At 72.9% G+C, this 15,136-nt stretch carries 17 protein-coding genes; 9 read left to right on the top strand and 8 right to left on the bottom strand.

Annotation, left to right across the window (positions count from 1 at the left end):
• Positions 1–117: 117 nt before the first annotated feature.
• The 4 genes from IEY30_RS07390 to IEY30_RS07375 are packed head-to-tail and all read right to left on the bottom strand — an operon-like array spanning position 118 to position 3,266.
• Positions 118–1,407 (bottom strand): glycosyltransferase, encoded by a 1,290-nt coding sequence (locus IEY30_RS07390; protein WP_052358852.1) that lies wholly within the window; start codon positions 1,405–1,407, stop codon positions 118–120.
• A gap of 1 nt (position 1,408) precedes the next feature.
• Positions 1,409–2,443: an LLM class flavin-dependent oxidoreductase gene (locus IEY30_RS07385; RefSeq protein ID WP_030201670.1), complete on the bottom strand. Its 1,035-nt coding sequence runs from the start codon at positions 2,441–2,443 to the stop codon at positions 1,409–1,411.
• Positions 2,440–2,982: a 2'-5' RNA ligase family protein gene (locus IEY30_RS07380; RefSeq protein WP_030201666.1), complete on the bottom strand. Its 543-nt coding sequence runs from the start codon at positions 2,980–2,982 to the stop codon at positions 2,440–2,442. The genes IEY30_RS07385 and IEY30_RS07380 overlap by 4 nt, the downstream gene beginning before the upstream one ends.
• A gap of 2 nt (positions 2,983–2,984) precedes the next feature.
• Positions 2,985–3,266 (bottom strand): hypothetical protein, encoded by a 282-nt coding sequence (locus IEY30_RS07375; RefSeq protein ID WP_030201664.1) that lies wholly within the window; start codon positions 3,264–3,266, stop codon positions 2,985–2,987.
• Between the two features lie 94 nt (positions 3,267–3,360).
• Here IEY30_RS07375 and IEY30_RS07370 point away from each other — a divergent pair, with 94 nt between their 5' ends.
• Complete coding sequence (locus IEY30_RS07370; RefSeq protein ID WP_030201660.1) at positions 3,361–3,969, top strand: hypothetical protein; 609 nt, start codon at positions 3,361–3,363, stop codon at positions 3,967–3,969.
• On the opposite strand, the gene IEY30_RS07365 is transcribed toward IEY30_RS07370, so the two are convergent.
• Positions 3,917–4,363 carry a MarR family winged helix-turn-helix transcriptional regulator gene (locus IEY30_RS07365; protein WP_030201657.1) on the bottom strand — a complete coding sequence of 149 codons (447 nt, stop codon included), beginning with the start codon at positions 4,361–4,363 and terminating at the stop codon, positions 3,917–3,919. The two genes, IEY30_RS07370 and IEY30_RS07365, sit on opposite strands and share 53 nt — an antisense overlap.
• A gap of 91 nt (positions 4,364–4,454) precedes the next feature.
• Between IEY30_RS07365 and IEY30_RS07360 the strand changes: the two genes are divergently transcribed.
• The 3 genes from IEY30_RS07360 to IEY30_RS07350 all read left to right on the top strand — a co-directional run bounded on the left by IEY30_RS07360 (position 4,455) and on the right by IEY30_RS07350 (position 8,403).
• Positions 4,455–6,323 (top strand): ABC transporter ATP-binding protein, encoded by a 1,869-nt coding sequence (locus IEY30_RS07360; protein WP_030201654.1) that lies wholly within the window; start codon positions 4,455–4,457, stop codon positions 6,321–6,323.
• 83 nt (positions 6,324–6,406) lie between these two features.
• On the top strand, positions 6,407–6,925 hold the full coding sequence (locus tag IEY30_RS07355; RefSeq protein ID WP_052358851.1) for a PH domain-containing protein: 519 nt from the start codon (positions 6,407–6,409) through the stop codon (positions 6,923–6,925).
• The gene (locus IEY30_RS07350) at positions 6,922–8,403 is read left to right on the top strand and encodes a PH domain-containing protein (RefSeq protein WP_030201647.1); all 1,482 of its coding nucleotides are present in this window, start codon (positions 6,922–6,924) and stop codon (positions 8,401–8,403) included. The genes IEY30_RS07355 and IEY30_RS07350 overlap by 4 nt, the downstream gene beginning before the upstream one ends.
• Positions 8,404–8,501: 98 nt before the next feature.
• Here the strand turns inward: IEY30_RS07350 and IEY30_RS07345 are convergent, their stop codons facing one another.
• Positions 8,502–8,879, bottom strand: a complete 378-nt coding sequence (locus tag IEY30_RS07345) for a hypothetical protein (RefSeq protein WP_030201644.1) — start codon at positions 8,877–8,879, stop codon at positions 8,502–8,504.
• Between the two features lie 167 nt (positions 8,880–9,046).
• Between IEY30_RS07345 and IEY30_RS07340 the strand changes: the two genes are divergently transcribed.
• Genes IEY30_RS07340 through IEY30_RS07330 form a run of 3 tightly spaced genes read left to right on the top strand, consistent with a single transcriptional unit; the run spans position 9,047 to position 10,882 of the window.
• Positions 9,047–9,580, top strand: coding sequence for a class I SAM-dependent methyltransferase (locus IEY30_RS07340; protein WP_052358850.1), 534 nt, complete (start codon positions 9,047–9,049; stop codon positions 9,578–9,580).
• Positions 9,581–9,585: 5 nt separating this feature from the next.
• The gene (locus tag IEY30_RS07335) at positions 9,586–10,173 is read left to right on the top strand and encodes a DinB family protein (RefSeq protein WP_030201639.1); all 588 of its coding nucleotides are present in this window, start codon (positions 9,586–9,588) and stop codon (positions 10,171–10,173) included.
• Entirely contained in the window at positions 10,166–10,882 is a 717-nt protein-coding gene (locus tag IEY30_RS07330; protein WP_052358849.1) for a hypothetical protein, read from the top strand. The genes IEY30_RS07335 and IEY30_RS07330 overlap by 8 nt, the downstream gene beginning before the upstream one ends.
• An 18-nt stretch (positions 10,883–10,900) precedes the next feature.
• Here IEY30_RS07330 and IEY30_RS07325 read toward each other — a convergent pair whose 3' ends face one another.
• Together IEY30_RS07325 and IEY30_RS07320 are read right to left on the bottom strand one after the other, a co-directional pair.
• Entirely contained in the window at positions 10,901–12,202 is a 1,302-nt protein-coding gene (locus IEY30_RS07325; protein WP_229674883.1) for an ankyrin repeat domain-containing protein, read from the bottom strand.
• A gap of 5 nt (positions 12,203–12,207) precedes the next feature.
• Positions 12,208–13,164 carry an SMP-30/gluconolactonase/LRE family protein gene (locus IEY30_RS07320; RefSeq protein ID WP_030201632.1) on the bottom strand — a complete coding sequence of 319 codons (957 nt, stop codon included), beginning with the start codon at positions 13,162–13,164 and terminating at the stop codon, positions 12,208–12,210.
• A gap of 137 nt (positions 13,165–13,301) precedes the next feature.
• Here IEY30_RS07320 and IEY30_RS07315 point away from each other — a divergent pair, with 137 nt between their 5' ends.
• Positions 13,302–14,495, top strand: a complete 1,194-nt coding sequence (locus IEY30_RS07315) for a sensor histidine kinase (RefSeq protein ID WP_030201629.1) — start codon at positions 13,302–13,304, stop codon at positions 14,493–14,495.
• The gene (locus IEY30_RS07310) at positions 14,488–15,132 is read left to right on the top strand and encodes a response regulator (protein WP_030201626.1); all 645 of its coding nucleotides are present in this window, start codon (positions 14,488–14,490) and stop codon (positions 15,130–15,132) included. Before IEY30_RS07315 ends, IEY30_RS07310 begins: the two co-directional genes overlap by 8 nt.
• The last annotated feature ends 4 nt before the right edge of the window (positions 15,133–15,136 follow it).

Genomic DNA, 15,136 nt, shown 5'->3' with positions numbered 1-15,136 from the left:
CCTCCACAAAGCCGTGTTGCGCAGACGATCTGAGACCGCCGACGGGAAGTCGACGTCGAGTGCTCACTTCCGCACGTCGAGAAAATGGGCACTCGACGGGAAGTCGACGTCGAGTGCTCACTTCCGCACGTTGCAGAGGTAGGTGTCGACGAGTCGGGCTGCGTCACCGACGCCGTCCTCGGCGCGCACCCGCTCACCGAGGGCGTATGCCGTCTCGCGGGCTCCCGGGGACAGGGCCACCTCGAGCGCCCGCTCGAACCGCGCCGGCGTCAGGTCCTTGCGGGCGATCGGCGGCGGCGCCACCCCGAGGTCGGCCATCCGCCGCCCCCAGTAGGGCTGGTCGGCGGCGTGCGGCACGACGACCTGTGGCACGCCGGCCCGGACGGCAGCAGCGGTGGTGCCCGCTCCCCCGTGGTGGACGACGACCGCGCACCTGGAGAACAGGGCGTCGTGCGGGGCCGGTCCGACTCCCAGCACCTCTGCTGAGCGCTCGACCCTCAGACCGGCGAGGCCCTCGCTCACGACGCCACGCACGCCGAGGCGTCCGAGCACGCTGACGACGTCGCGCGAGACCCCGGCCGGGTCGGGCGTCGGCATGGATCCGAAGCCGACGTAGACGGGGGCGTCACCGGCCGCGAGGAAGGCCTCGAGGGCGGCGTCCAGCGACCGGTCCGGCGACCCGGTGGCCGCGTCGCGCACCCAGTAGCCCGTCTGCCGCAGCGCGGGCGGCCAGTCGGGGGCCGGCGGCACGATGTGCGGGCTCGCGGCCAGAATCGTCGGAGTGCGCTCCGCTGCGGCGACGTAGTCACGGAAACGCTTGCGCGGCAGTTCCTTCCGCTTGCGGACGAGATCTCCCGCAGGACGGAAGAGGTCGAAGGCGACCCGTCCGGCGGTCCCGCTCCAGGCGCGGTTCACCCACGACGTGGCGCGTGGCCTCAGCGCCAGCGCGACCGAGTCGCCGTGGGCACTGGGCCACACCGGGGCGAAGACGGCGTAGAGGTGCGGCTTGGCAGGTCGACCGCGACGGTCCCCCGAGGCGAGCAGCGCGTCGACGAGGTCGAGGGTCAGCGCGCCGGACACGACCGCGTCAGCCCGGTCGACGAGGCGCGCGACGTCCGCGGCGAGCGCGTCGGCGGTCTGCGCCATGACGTGCCGCATGAGCCGGGCCTCCCGCACCTGGGTGCGGGCCGACCCCCGGAGCGAGTCGCGTCCGAGCCCCTCCCTCAGCGGCGCCTCGAGGTCGAACGACAGGGGCTCGAAGTCGACTCCACTGCCCGCCACGACGTGACCGAGGTCGGCGGGCGCGGCGAGCGACACGGCATACCCCATCCGCCGCAGGCGCTGGCCGAGCGCGACGAGCGGTTGCACGTCGCCGCGGGATCCCATGCCCAGCAGCAGGATCCGCACGTCAGTCCTCGCCGAGCTGCGCGCGGACGCGCGGCACGACCTCCTCGGCGTAGAGCCGGATGCACTCCATCCGCTGGTCGTGCGGGAGGGTGCCGAAGGAGTACTTCAGCTGGAAGCGCGAGAGTCCGAGCACCTGCACGGTGTCGACGATCTTGGCCGCGACGGTGTCGGGCGACCCGCAGTAGACGGCGCCTCCGGGGCCGAGCTGCTGGAGCGCCTGCTCCTTGCCCATGGGAGCCCAGCGCCGCTCGCGGCCGAGCTTGTTCATGTAGGGCAGGAAGTGCGGCATGAACTCCTCGCGGGCCTGCTCGTCGGTGGCGGCGACGTAGCCGGGCGAGTGCACACCGAGGGGCAGCTCCGGCTTGCCCATCTCGGACAGCGCGCGGCGGTAGAGGTCGGCGAGCGGCGCGAACTGGCGGGCCGATCCGCCGATGATGGCGATGACGACGGGGAAGCCGTAGTGCGCGGCCCGCACGACGGACTGGGGCGTGCCACCGACGCCGACCCACACGGGCAGGTGCCCGGACTCCGTCGCGGGCATCACCTTCTCGACCTGGACCGGCGGGCGGATCGAGCCCTCCCACCGCACGGGCTGCTCGGCGACGATGGCTGCGAGCAGGTCGAGCTTCTCCTCGAAGAGGGTCTCGTAGTCGCCGAGGTCGAGCCCGAAGAGCGGGAAGGACTCGATGAACGAGCCTCTGCCGACAGTGATCTCGGCGCGTCCGTGGCTGATCGCGTCGACGGTGGAGAAGCGCTGGAAGACGCGGATCGGATCGTCGCTGGAGAGCACCGTGACCGACGTGCCGAGGCGGATGTGCTCGGTGCGCGCGGCCAACCCGGCGAGCAGCACGTCGGGAGCGCTCACGGCGTAGTCGTCGCGGTGGTGCTCGCCGACGCCGAAGAAGTCGAGGCCCAGCCGGTCGGCGAGCTCGCCCTCGGCGAGGACCTCCCGGATCACCGTCGCGGGATGGAGCGGGGCGCCGTCGGGACCGTTGGCGATGTCGCCGAAGGTGTCGAGGCCGAGTTCGAGGCTCATGACCCCATCGTAGGTTTGCCGCCGACGCGCCACGTGCGGCCGGCGTCGGGGTCCCAGCGGCGGACGGACTCGATGCCCCCGTCGAGCGGGCGAGCGCGACCGAGGACGGCGAGCGCCTCGCCGACCTGCCGCGAGCCGAGGCCGCGCGCGATGGTGACGTGCGGCGTCCACCGTCCGGGGCGGACCTGCTCGGGGACGTCGGGCGCACCGACCATCGCTGCGGCGAGGGACTGCTGGAGCGCGAGGAGGCCGGGGTTCGGGACGACGAGCCGGGCGAGGACGAAGCGGCGCGATCCCATGACGAGCAGCGAGCCCAGCCGGACCGGCAGCGTCGCGAAGTCCTCGACCGCCCGGGAGATGCGCGCCTCGACGTAGTCGGGGACGGCGCCCGCGAGCGCCAGCGTCACGTGGGGGGCGTTGGTGGAGCCTTGGTGCTTGGCCTGGCTCGGCAGGCCGGCGTCGGCGAGGACCGCCCACTCGCGCCGGATCTCCGCGTCGGTGGCGGCATCGAGCAGCCCTTCGACCGCATGCAGCGGCATGCTCAGGCGACCGGCAACGTGTCGGGCCGGCCCGCTCGGGGCATTCCCCGAACGAGGCCGAGGTGGTCGGCGAGGAAGGCGCGCACGGCGGCCTGCTCTGCACGACGGCTCGCCTCACGCCGGCTCGGGCCGACCGCGACCATGAGGACCGGAAGGCCGGCGTCGCTGATCGCTTGAACCACCTCGAGCTCCATCTCCCGGCGCAGGCGCATGAACTCGACGTAGCCGTCGAAGCCGACGAGCCCGCGGCGCAGCCCCAGCCCCCGCTCCGTGTGGTAGCCCACGACGAAGTCGAGCCATTCGGCGGGGCGCTCCGCGGCGGCGCGCTCGAGGAAGGGACGCGGGTCGCCGGTGTCGAGGTAGACGAGGGCGGGGGGCGTGCGACCGGACGGCTCCGACGAGCTCGGTGACGTGCCGCTCGAGCACCTCCAGCGGCTGGTCGGCGCGGGCGACGAGCGCGCAGACGGGGTTCTGGAGCAGCACGCACTCCCAGACCTGCACGGCCTCGGCTCGCCTTCCGGCCCCGACCCCCGTCCCGGTCACCGACGCGCCGTGGCGGCGCCAGCTGTCGACGAGAACGGCCGAGTGCAGCTCGGGCGGGACGTCACCGTCGTAGGCGTCGTGACGACGGAGTCGCTCGACGAGCTCCGCCGGGAGCGCCGGGTGGTGCTGGGAGCGCACGAGCCAGACGTCACCGGAGGGCTCGGCGACCTGGTGCAGCACAGGCGCTGCGTCGGGCCACTGCGACGCGACGGCGGCGAGGTCGTCGGCGCGCAGGACTGCGACCTGCTCGAAGTCCACCGGATGGTCGGTCGCACCCTCGGGCCAGTGCTCCACCTCGACACCTTCGTCGACGAGCCAGGCAGCGATGTCGTGGGCGGTCGTGCTCTTGCCCGACCCGGGCAGTCCCTCGACGAGGACAGTCCCCCTCACGTCACCTGCCCGCTCGGCCGGAGGTCGAGGCCTCGCGCGGGTCGAGACGCGTGAGGATGCTTGCGAGAGAGGCGCCTTCGTGCTCGCTGAGGGCGCCGAAGAAGTCGTCGGCTCCGGCGCGCCGCGCGGCGTCGACCTCGGCGAGCACCGACTCGCCCATCTCGGTGAGGGTCACGGTCATGGCCCGTCGGTCGTCGGGGTCAGGCGCCCGGCTGACGAGGCCGCGGGACTCCAGCCGGTCGACGACGTCGGTCGCCGAGCGGGGCGCGATCCGCAGACGGTCGGCGACGACGCCCAGGCGCGTCGGGCCGTGGTGACCGATGACGCGCAGGGCGCGGGCGTCGTGAGGGGCGAGGTCCGGCCCGAGGCCGGCCGCCCAGCGACGCCGCAGGGCGCGAGCAGCGCCCATCAGCAGCTCGTCGAGTGAGGGCTCGTCGGCGTCGCGCATGCTCGAAGCATACGTCTTTTGCCTCCACATCCCCTCATAGTGAGGTAACCTCATCACAGTCGCTTGGGGGAGCACTTTCAGGGGGAGACACATGAGCGATTTCAGCAACCCCTTGGTCCCGGGGGCCGGAGGTGGCGGGGGCGGCAAGGCCAAGAAGATCGACCCGCTGGACCGCGCCCAGCTGGCCGAGTCACCCGTGTCGATGCGACGCGTCGCGCGCCTGTTCCGACCCCACGCCCGCACCGTCGCCGTCGTCGTCGCGCTCATCGTCGCGACGTCGGTCATCTCGATGGGCCAGCCGTTCCTGCTGCGCGCCGTCATCGACGACGCCCTCCCTCACCACGACGTCCACCTCCTGCTGCTGGCCGTCGGCGGCATGCTGGCCGTCACGGTCGTCAGCCAGCTCCTCGGCGTCGTGCAGACGTGGCTGACGACCACCGTCGGGCAGCGCGTCATGCACGGCCTGCGCACCGACGTGTTCCGCCACGTGCAGCGCCAGTCCATCGCCTTCTTCACCCGCACGCGCAGCGGCGAGGTGCAGTCCCGACTCACCCACGACATCGCCGGCATGCAGTCCGTCATCACCTCCTCCGCGACCGGCGTCGCGAGCAACCTCACGACCGTGGTCGCCACCGCGATCGCCATGGTCGCCCTGAGCGCCCGGCTGTCGCTGCTCTCGCTGCTCGTCATCCCGCCGGCCGTGCTGATGACGCGCAAGGTCGCCCTGGTGCGCCGCGACATCACGACGCTGCGCCAGCGCCGGCTCGCCGACCTGCACAGCCAGGTCGAGGAGGGCCTCACCGTCAGTGGGGCGACGCTCATCAAGACGCTCGGAGCAGCCCAGGCCGCGGCCGACCGCTTCGCCGCGACGTCCACCGACCTCATCGACCTCGAGCTGCGCTCGCAGCTCGCCGGCCGCTGGCGCATGGCGACGATGCAGATCATGTTCGCCGCGATCCCGGCCCTCATCTACCTCGCCGCGGGGCTCCCGGCGACGGCGGGCGCCATGACCATCGGCACGCTCATCGCCTTCACGACCTTGCAGACCAGCATCTTCCGGCCCCTCATGGGGCTGCTCGACATCGGCGCCCAGTGGGTCACCTCGATGGCGCTGTTCAGCCGGATCTTCGGCTACCTCGACCTGCCCGTCGAGGTGGCGCCCCCTGCCGACCCCGTCCCGGTGCAGCACGACCGGCTGCGCGGGGAGGTGCGCTTCGAGAACGTCACCTTCAGCCACGAGCCGGGAGCCACCGAGACGACGTATGCCGTCGACGACGTGTCGCTCCTCGTCCCCGCCGGCACGACGCTGGCGCTCGTCGGCGAGACGGGGTCGGGCAAGTCGAGCCTGGCCGGCCTGCTCGCGCGCCTGCACGACCCGCAGTCCGGACGCGTCACCATCGACGGCCTCGACCTGCGTGACCTCGACCCGGCGGACCTGTCCCGCATCGTCGGCGTCGTCTCGCAGGACGCCTACCTCGTGCACGCCTCGATCCGGACGAACCTGCTGCTCGCCGACCCTGGTGCCTCCGAGGACCAGCTGTGGGAGGCCCTCGCTGCCGCCCAGGTCGCGCCCCTGGTCGCCAGCCTCCCCGACGGTCTCGACACCGTCGTCGGCGCTCGCGGCCACCGGTTCTCGGGCGGCGAGAAGCAGCGGATCGCGATCGCCCGCACCCTCCTGCGCAACCCGCGCGTCCTGATCCTCGACGAGGCGACGAGCGCGCTCGACAACGAGACCGAGCGGGACCTGCAGGTCGCCATCGACCGGCTCATGGCCGGCCGCACCACCCTGACGATCGCGCACCGCCTGTCGACGATCCGTGACGCGGAGCAGATCGCGGTGCTCGACCACGGCCGCGTCGTCGAGCTCGGCGACCACCCCGGTCTCATGGCCCGCGGCGGACGCTACGCCCGGCTGGTCGCGGCCCGTGAGACGTCGGCTCGCGAGGCCGCCGCCGCCTGACCGCGCGGAGCAGACCAAGGGCGGAAGGGCGGCATACCTTGGTCGGTTGCCGTGCCCCGGCGTCCGTGTGGCACGGTGGGGCCGTGGAACCCGCCGACGTGCCCGTCGACCCGTCGCCCGTGCTCCGCGAGCCGGCCCACCGGGTCTCGCGCCGGGCCGTGCTCATGTGGACGCTGCAGGCCGTCGTCGTGCTGGCCGTGCTGCTGGCGGGCCAGGTCGCCTGGTGGTTCGTCGACGACGCGCCGTCGCGCACCCCCCACTGGGTGGTCGGTGCCGTGTGGCTCGTCGCCGGCGGGGCGTATGCCGTGGCGATGCCGCAGTGGCGCTACCGCGTGCACCGCTGGGAGGCGACGCCGCGCGCGATCTACACCCAGAGCGGGTGGCTCTGGCAGGAGCGCCGCATCGCGCCGCTCAGCCGGGTCCAGACGGTCGACCTCGAGCGCGGCCCGGTCGCGCAGCTGCTCGGGCTCGCGTCGGTGACGATCACGACCGCGTCGGCGGCCGGACCCGTCACCATCCACGGGCTCGACCTGCCGGTCGCCCGCGAGCTCGTCGACGCCCTGACCGCGGCCGCCGTGACCGAGGCGGGCGACGCGACGTGACCGAAGGCTGGCGCCGGCTCGACGCGCGGATGCTGCTCGTTCACCCGCTCGAGACGCTGGTCCGCTTCCTCCCGGCGCTGCTGGCGATCGTCGTCTTCCGGGCAGGCTCCGACGACAGCGACCGGTGGGAGCTGTATGCCGTCCCCGTCCTCGTCGCCTTCGGGGTGCTGCGCTGGGTGACCACGCGCTACCGCATCGCCGACGGGCAGATCGAGCTCCGGCGCGGCCTGTTCACCAAGCAGACGACGACCGCGAGGCTCGACAAGGTGCGCACCATCGACCTCACGGCCCAGCTGCACCACCGTGCGCTCGGGTTGGCCAAGGTCGAGATCTCCACGGCAGGGGGCCAGCACGACCGGCTCGTGCTCGACTCGTTGAGCGTCGACGCCGGTCGCCGGCTGCGCGCCGAGCTGCTGCACCGCGTCGACCCCGCCGTGACCGGGCTGCCCTCTCCCACAGGCACGCCCGTGGCGGTCGATGTCGTGCCGGTCGACGCGCCGCCACCGGTTGGCGACGAGCTGCTCGTCCGGCTCGACCCGTCGTGGATCCGCTACGCGCCGCTCACCGTGACGGGTCTGGCGAGCGCGGCCGCCATCGTCGGCTTTGCGTCACAAGGGCTTTCGCGCTTCTCGCAGGAGCGGTCGGTCTTCCGCGACGGCGCCTCGTGGGTCGCGCGGCTCTCGTGGTGGGTCGACGTGCTGCTCCTGCTCGGGGTCGTCTCGCTCCTCGCGGTCGGGGCATACGTCCTGACCTTCTGGGGCTTCCGCCTGACCCGCAACCGGCTCGGCACCCTGCACACCCGTCGCGGTCTTCTCACGAACCGCGAGACGAGCATCGACGCCGCGCGCGTGCGCGGCATCCGGCTCGACGAGCCGCTCGGGCTGCGGCTCGCCGGGGCGCGCCGGCTCAAGGTCGTCACGTCCGGGCTGCTGCGCGAGCAGGGCGGATCCGACTGGCTGTGCCCGCCGGCGCCGGCCGGCGTCGTCACGCCGCTCGCCCTGCGGATCCGTCCCGACGAGGCTGCCGTCTCGGGCCCGCTCCGCTCGCACGGCCCGGCTGCACGGCGTCGCCGGCTGACTCGCGCCCTCGTCCCTGCAGGCGCCGTGGCCGCGGCGCTCGTCGCGGCGCGTCTGCTCTGGGACTGGCACGGCTCCCTGCTCGTCCTCGTGCCGCTGCTCCTCGTCGGCGCAGTCGCACTCGGCCGTGACCGCTACCGCGCGCTCGGCCACACGGTCACCCCCGACCATCTCGTGTCACGGCACGGCTCGCTCGACCGGCAGCGCGTCGTGCTCGACCGCGACGGCATCATCGGCTGGAAGGTCGAGCAGTCGTTCTTCCAGCGACGCGTCGGCGTCGCGACGCTCGTCGCCACCACGGCCGCCGGCGCACAGCACTACGACGTCGTCGACGTGCCGCTCGAGCAGGCGTATGCCGTCCTGGCGCAGGTCAGCCCGGACCTGCTCGCCGACTTCGCCTGAACAGCAAGCACGCTCGCCGCCCTTCATTCGAGTGGCCGCGTCGCCACACGCGACGTGGACCTCACCTGAGCAGCCGCCGACGGGTGCCCCTCATCGAATCACCGCTTCCTCCGGGTCTTCAGATCGGTGACCGGGATGCGAACGTCGAGGAACGAGGACCGAATCATGCCGGCCTCCTCGTCGGTCACGTTGAAACACACCGAGGCCCCCGTGTCGGAGAAGTACGCCACCCACTGCATCGCATCGTCGTAGAGCTCGACGCCGATGGACCACGACGCAAAGGCTCGAAGCAGGCGAACGTGGTCGCCCCGACGAACATCCACGTCGATACCCATGCCGGCATCTCCGCTGCCACGAGCGTGTCCCATCCGTAGGAGAGCGTCCTGAGCCTCACGAGCTGCCTCGGGCAGGTCACCCTCATCTGAGTACGCGTCGATCCACGCGGTGTCGACGCGGGCAAGGACGACGTCAAGCACGGCCTGACAGGCGAACTCGGACTCTCCCCGGTCGACGAGATCTCGAATACGACCGAGTCGCAGAGCCGTACCTGGCCCTCGTCAGGGAGGGGATCGCGCACCTCCCCCTGGAGTCATCCCTGGTCAGCCACTTCGCGGCGCAGGTCCAGACCACGGGCGGACGACGGGTGATCGACCTGGGCTGCGGACCCGGACTGCTGACGCGCCATCTGGCTGCCCTCGGTCTCACGACGGTCGGGGTCGATGTGTCACCGGAGATGCTGCGCATCGCAGCGAGTCTCAACCCCGGCCTGGAGTTCATCGAGGCCTCAGTGACCGAGCTGCCGGTGGAGGCGGGTTCCGCGGGGGGCGTCTTCTGCTGGTACGTCGCGCACCACATCCCCGACGACGCTCTGGGCCAGGTGTTCACGCAGATCGCCCGGGCGCTTCGGCCCGGTGGCCGGCTGATGCTCGGAGGTCACGTCGGAGCCAGCACCCAACTCAAGACGGAGGGCTACGGGGGTCTGCCGATGCACGTGCTGTTCGCGCGGCGCAGCATCGACTCCTACGCCGGGCTCGCGGCCGCCGCCGGGCTCACCGTCGATGCGACCATCGCGCTGGGCCCGGACAGACCGGCAGCGCCGCGATACTGCTGGCCCACAAGCCCCTCCAGACGTGAGGCGCAGACGCTCGATCCGACGTCGGATGGCGTGACAGGCTGACGCGCATGGTCGATGCACCCAAGGACGTGTTGAGGGACTATCTGCAGGGCGCGCGGGACGTGCTGCTCTGGAAGCTCGAGGGCCTCTCCGAGCGCGACGTGCGGTTGCCTCGCACACCGACGGGGACCAACCTGCTGGGACTCGTCAAGCACGCGCTCAACACCGAGGTGGTCTACTTCGGCCCGACCTTCGGCCGGGAGTGGCCCACCCCGGACGAACTCGTCTCCCCCGACGAGCAGGATCCGCTGGCGGGCTGGTACGCCGCCGAGGCCGAGACCGCTGACGGGCTCGTCGACCTCTACCGCCGCGTCCAGGCCTTTGCCGACGAGACGATCGACGCCCTGCCGTTGGACGCGGTCGGACACGTCGCGCACTGGGGTGGCAAGGCAGTCACGCTCCACGAGGTCATGGTCCACACGATCGCGGACCTCCAGCGCCACGCCGGCCACGCCGACATCCTGCGTGAGCAGATCGACGGGACGGTGGGCCTGCTGCCGCAGCACAGCAACCTTCCTGACGTGGCGGACTGGTCGGGACACACGGCCAGGCTGACGGACCTCGCCGACCGGTTCGCCACTGCTGACCGTGGCTGACTGGGCGACGCTCGAGCACGCCTACGGGAGCGCGCGGGACGTCCCCGACCTGCTGGCCGCAGCCGAGCACGCGTCCGAGGAGACCGGGCCCGAGTGGGACGACCTGTGGAGCCGGCTCTGCCACCAGGGCACCGTCTACACGGCCAGCTATGCCGCCATTCCCGCGCTGGACGCCATGGCCACCCGCCATGCGCCGGCCGGATACGTCGCCGCCCTGCAGCTGGCCGCCTCGATCATCGCCTCGCAGGACGGCCCGCGGCCCGGGGCCGACGTCCGTCGCGACCACCCCGAGCACGTCGCGAACCTGCGCGCCCTGGCGGAGTCCAGCCTTGCCCTCGCGGACGACGACACCGAGTTCGTCTACGGCCTGCAGGCGCTGATGGCCTTCGAGGACGGCGGGGTCTGGCAGCGATGCCTCGACCACCTCGCCGACGGCGAGATGCCCATGACCTGTCCCGCCTGCCACGCGACGCTCGTGCTCGATCTCTCGAGTGAGGCGTCCACGCTCGCGGACCTGCACGATGGCTCCGTCCCGCCCACCTATGTCGAACCAGGCCGTGCCGCCCCGGGCACCGTCGAGGAGCGGCTGCTCGCGCTGGCCACCGCTCACGGTCGCGACGTGGTGGCCACCCAGGTGCAGCGCCTCCTCGGGGAGGCCGACTGCCCCCGCTGCGGCCACCACTTCACCGTGACCGACGCCCTCTACTGAACGGAGGTGCGGCTCACCTCAGGACTGCTCCAGGATCCCGGTGATGGCGACATACCCCTTCCGGCGGGCGTGCTCGAGAGGCGTGACGCCGTCCCGGTCGGCGATGGTGCGGTCGGCTCCTGCACCGAGGAGGATGCGGACGATCTGCTGATGACGATCGCCGCCGTCGCCGAGGATGACCGCCTCGAGCAGCGCGGTCCACCCGAGGTCGTTGACGTGGTTGACGTCGATGCCGGTCTGCACCACGCGCCGCACGTAGTCGACGTGGCCGCGCTCGCTCGCCGGGATGACCGAGACCCCGCCGTAGCGGTTGCGGATGGTCGCGTCGGGCCTCGCGGGCAGCAGCGCCTCGAGCATCGCGACGCTTCCGGTGACGCCGGTGACGAGCCACGGAGTGTCGTGCCGGTCGTCGAGCGCGTCCGGGTCGGCGCCCATGGCGACGAGCAGCCTTGCGGCGTCGACGTGGTCGCCCGTCGCGGCGAGCAGCAGCGCGGTGCGCTCCTTGCCGTCACGGGCCTCGATGTCGGCACCGGCCCGCAGGGCGAGCGCGACGGCATCGGCGTCGCCACGAGCAGCGGCCGCCAGAAGTGCGGCGTCCGGTTCCTTCACAGGGTCGGAAGTCGTGGCCTTCATGAGAACTCCTGTCAGTCGGTCGAACCCGCGCTCGCGGGCCATCTGGAGCGGGGTGAGTCGTTCGCCGCGGGAGGGCGTGGTCAGCTGGACGCCACCGGCCACGAGTGCACGCACGGTGTCGACGTACGTCGTCGAGTCGCGCCTGAGCCAGACGGCCTCGTGGATGGCCTGGTAGCCGATGCGGTTGACGTGGCCCCGGTCGATGCCGGCCTGCAGCAGGGCACCGACGACGAGCGCGTGCCCGCGCTCGGCCGCCCGGATCAGGGCGGTGCCGTTCCAGCTGTCCTTGTCGTCGACGCGGGCGCCGTGGGCGAGCGCCAGCCTCAGCAGCCCGAGGCGGCCCTCGCTCGCCGCGATGAGGTATGCCGACTGCTGGGTCTCGTCCTTGGCGTTGACGTCCGCTCCCCTGGCGACCAAGGTGGTCGCGCGCGGCAGGTCGTCCTCCCACGCCGCGTCACGCAGCCCCGCATCGAGCTGCCTCCTCGTCCCACTCGCCGTCCCACTCGCCGGCACACGCGGCGTCGCACTCGAGGCTGCACTCGTCGCGACAGTCGTCGTGGTGCCGGGTGGGAGCGGAGGAGTCGGCGAGGTCGAGCGGCCACTCGACGTGCAGCCCACGAGGGTGGCGACCGTGACACCGGCGGCCACGGCTGCCGCCACCGCTCCCCCGTGTCCGCCTCGCCGCATGCGACTCATCGTGCCAGCGGGTCGGTGACCACCTCGTACGGCCCGGCCGCCACCGCCTCGTCGAACTTGCTGTCGACGTAGAGCGTGCGGCCCCGCAGCACCTTGGCCGTCGTCAGCACCCGGGCGGGGTCGGTGGCCTGCTGAGACACGAGTCGCGCCGCACGGCCGTCGGCCCGCAGCTCGAGCGTGGCGAGCATCCGGGCGAAGTTGCGCACGACGGCGAGGCGCGAGCCCTGGCGGACGAGGCCGTCCGCGTCGGTGAGCACGGCGTTGCCGGTGTCGACCCGCGACACCACTCTCGTCCGCAGGTCGAAGTGCCACAGCGCTCCGGCGTTTCCCTGGGCCACGACGAGGGCCGAGCGGTCGGCACTGACGACGATGCCACCGAGGTTGAAGCCGGCTTGCTGCTCGACCACTCCGGTCGCGTCGGCCCAGCGTGTGACACCCCAGCTGCCGCCCTCGGACGAGACCCGGTAGACCTGCGGCGCGTTGGAGTTCGTGAAGTAGGCGGCGCCGTCCGGCCCGATGGCGACGTCGTTGAGGAAGACGTCGTCGCCGGGCGCGCGCAACGCGGCCAGCAGCTCACCGCGGGGCGAGTAGACCCAGAGGTCGGGCCGACCGGTGCCGATGCCGTTCGGACCCCCCGCGACGTAGACACGACCGGCGGCGTCGGTCGTGATGCCGCGCGCCGTGAAGCGCCCGTCGGTGCCGTCGCCGGCCAGCCACTGCTCGGTGCGCGCCGTCCCGGCCCATCCGCGGTGGATCTCGCCGCCGGTCACCTCGCTGACGTAGAAGGTGCCGCGCCGCTCGTCGGTGCCGATGCCCTCGAACTTCGAGCCGCCGGGGTCGCCCTGCAGCTCGTACGTGCCAGGGCGCCCGCTGGCCGTCGCCGACGGCGGAACGGCGAGGGGCAGGGTGGCGGCGACGGCGAGGGCGGCGAGCACGGCGCTGGTGCGGTTCATGGTGGTCTCCGGGTTCGGTGGTGGTGGTCCCACCACTTTCACCGGGCGGTCGGTGCGCGCGCGTCGGGCGACCGGCCAGACCGGAGTAGCCGATCGGATGATGCCGCGGCACCCCTGCCGTCCCTAGGCTGCGGGTCATGGAGGAGGGCATCCTCGCGCCCGTGGCGCGACTCGACCGGTGGCTCGACGCCGTCCTCGTCGCGCTCCTCGTGACGTGTTCGGTGCGCTACCTGCTGCGGCACGACCTCGACGGGACCGCCGTCCTCGTGCTCGCCGGGGCGGCCGTGCTCGGCGCCGCCCACCTGACGCGGCGCCGCGTCGCCGACCGCGGAGCGTGGCCCACCGTCTGGATCGCCGTCGTCGTCGCCCTCTGGGTGACGTTGACGCTCGTGGCACCGTCCTTCGCCTGGACCGCGGTGCCCGTGGCCTTCGCCGTGCTCCAGGTCCTCCCCTTCGCGTATGCCGTCACCGTCGTCGTCGGCATGACCGCCGTCGTCAGCGTGGCGTGGAGCCGCATCGCCACGGACCTCGACCCCACGGTCCTCGTCGGTCCGGTCGGCATCGCCCTGGTCACCGTGCTCTCCTACCGCGCCCTCGACCGCGAGGCGCGCACCCGGCAGGCGCTGCTCGACGAGCTGACCGAGGCACAGGCCGATCTGGCTACGGCCCAACGCCGTTCGGGTGCCCTCACGGAGCGCACCCGCCTCTCGCGCGAGATCCACGACTCGGTCGGTCAGGGACTGTCGAGCATCACCCTGCTCCTCGGGGCGGCCGAGCAGGACTGGGACAAGAGGCCGCTCGCTGCTCGGGACCACGTCACGGCCGCCGGCGCCGCCGCCCGTGACGCGCTCGACGAGGTGCGTCGTGTCGTCCGCGACCTCGCGCCTGCCGACCTCGAGGACGACACGACGGGCGACGCCCTCCCGGCCGCGCTCGCCCGCGTCGCCGCGACCGGCTCCCACGGCCTCGACGTCCAGGTCCGCGTTCACGGCGACGCGGTCCCCGTCCCCTCGACCGTCGCCGGCGCGCTCGTGCGGTCAGCCCGTGGCGCGCTGGCCAACGTCGTCGAGCACGCGCACGCGACACGGGCGGTGGTCAGCCTGACCTACCTGCCCGACGAGGTCCTGCTCGACGTGCGCGACGACGGGCAGGGCTTCGACCCCGCCGAGCCGACCCCGTCCGGGCCCGGCGGGGACCGCGGGCACGGGGTGGACGGCATACGTCGTCGGGCGGCCGACCTCGGCGGACGCGCCGAGGTCGAGAGCGCACCCCGTGAGGGCACGACCGTCTCGGTCCGCTTCCCCCTCGGCACAGGAGACCGTCATGGCTGACCCCGGCGCCCCGGTGCGCGTCGTCCTGGTCGACGACCACCCCGTGGTGCGCGCCGGCCTGCGTGCCCTCGTCGGCGGCCAGGACGGCATCGAGGTCGTCGGCGAGGCGGAGGACCTCCCCTCCGCCGAGCGCGTCGTCGCCGCCGAGCGACCCGACGTCGTGCTCATGGACCTCAGCCTCGGCGACGGGCCGGGCGGCGCCGAGGTGACCGCCCGCCTGCGGGCGATGCCGCACCCCCCGAACGTCCTCGTCCTCACGACCTACGACACCGAGGCCGACATCCTGCGCGCCCTCGACGCGGGCGCGCTCGGCTACCTGCTCAAGGACGCCCCGGCCGAGCAGCTCTTCGCCGGGATCCGCTCCACCGCGCGCGGCGAGACCGTGCTCGCCCCGTCCGTGGCCGCACGGCTCGTGCGCCGCACCGCCTCACCCGGGCCGGTCGTCACCGAGCGCGAGGTCGAGGTGCTCGAGCTGCTGGCGCGGGGGCTCGGCAACCGGGAGATGGCCCGTGAGCTGCTCGTGTCGGAGGCGACCGTCAAGTCCCACCTCAGCCACGTCTACACCAAGCTCGGCGTCGACACGCGTGCCGGCGCGGTGGCGGCAGCGATCGAGCGCCGCATCATCCGGTCAGGATGATGCG

The sequence above is a fragment of the Terrabacter tumescens genome (assembly GCF_014646815.1).
In the GTDB taxonomy this organism is placed as follows: domain Bacteria; phylum Actinomycetota; class Actinomycetes; order Actinomycetales; family Dermatophilaceae; genus Terrabacter; species Terrabacter tumescens.
This window is presented reverse-complemented; position numbering and strand designations above follow the sequence as displayed.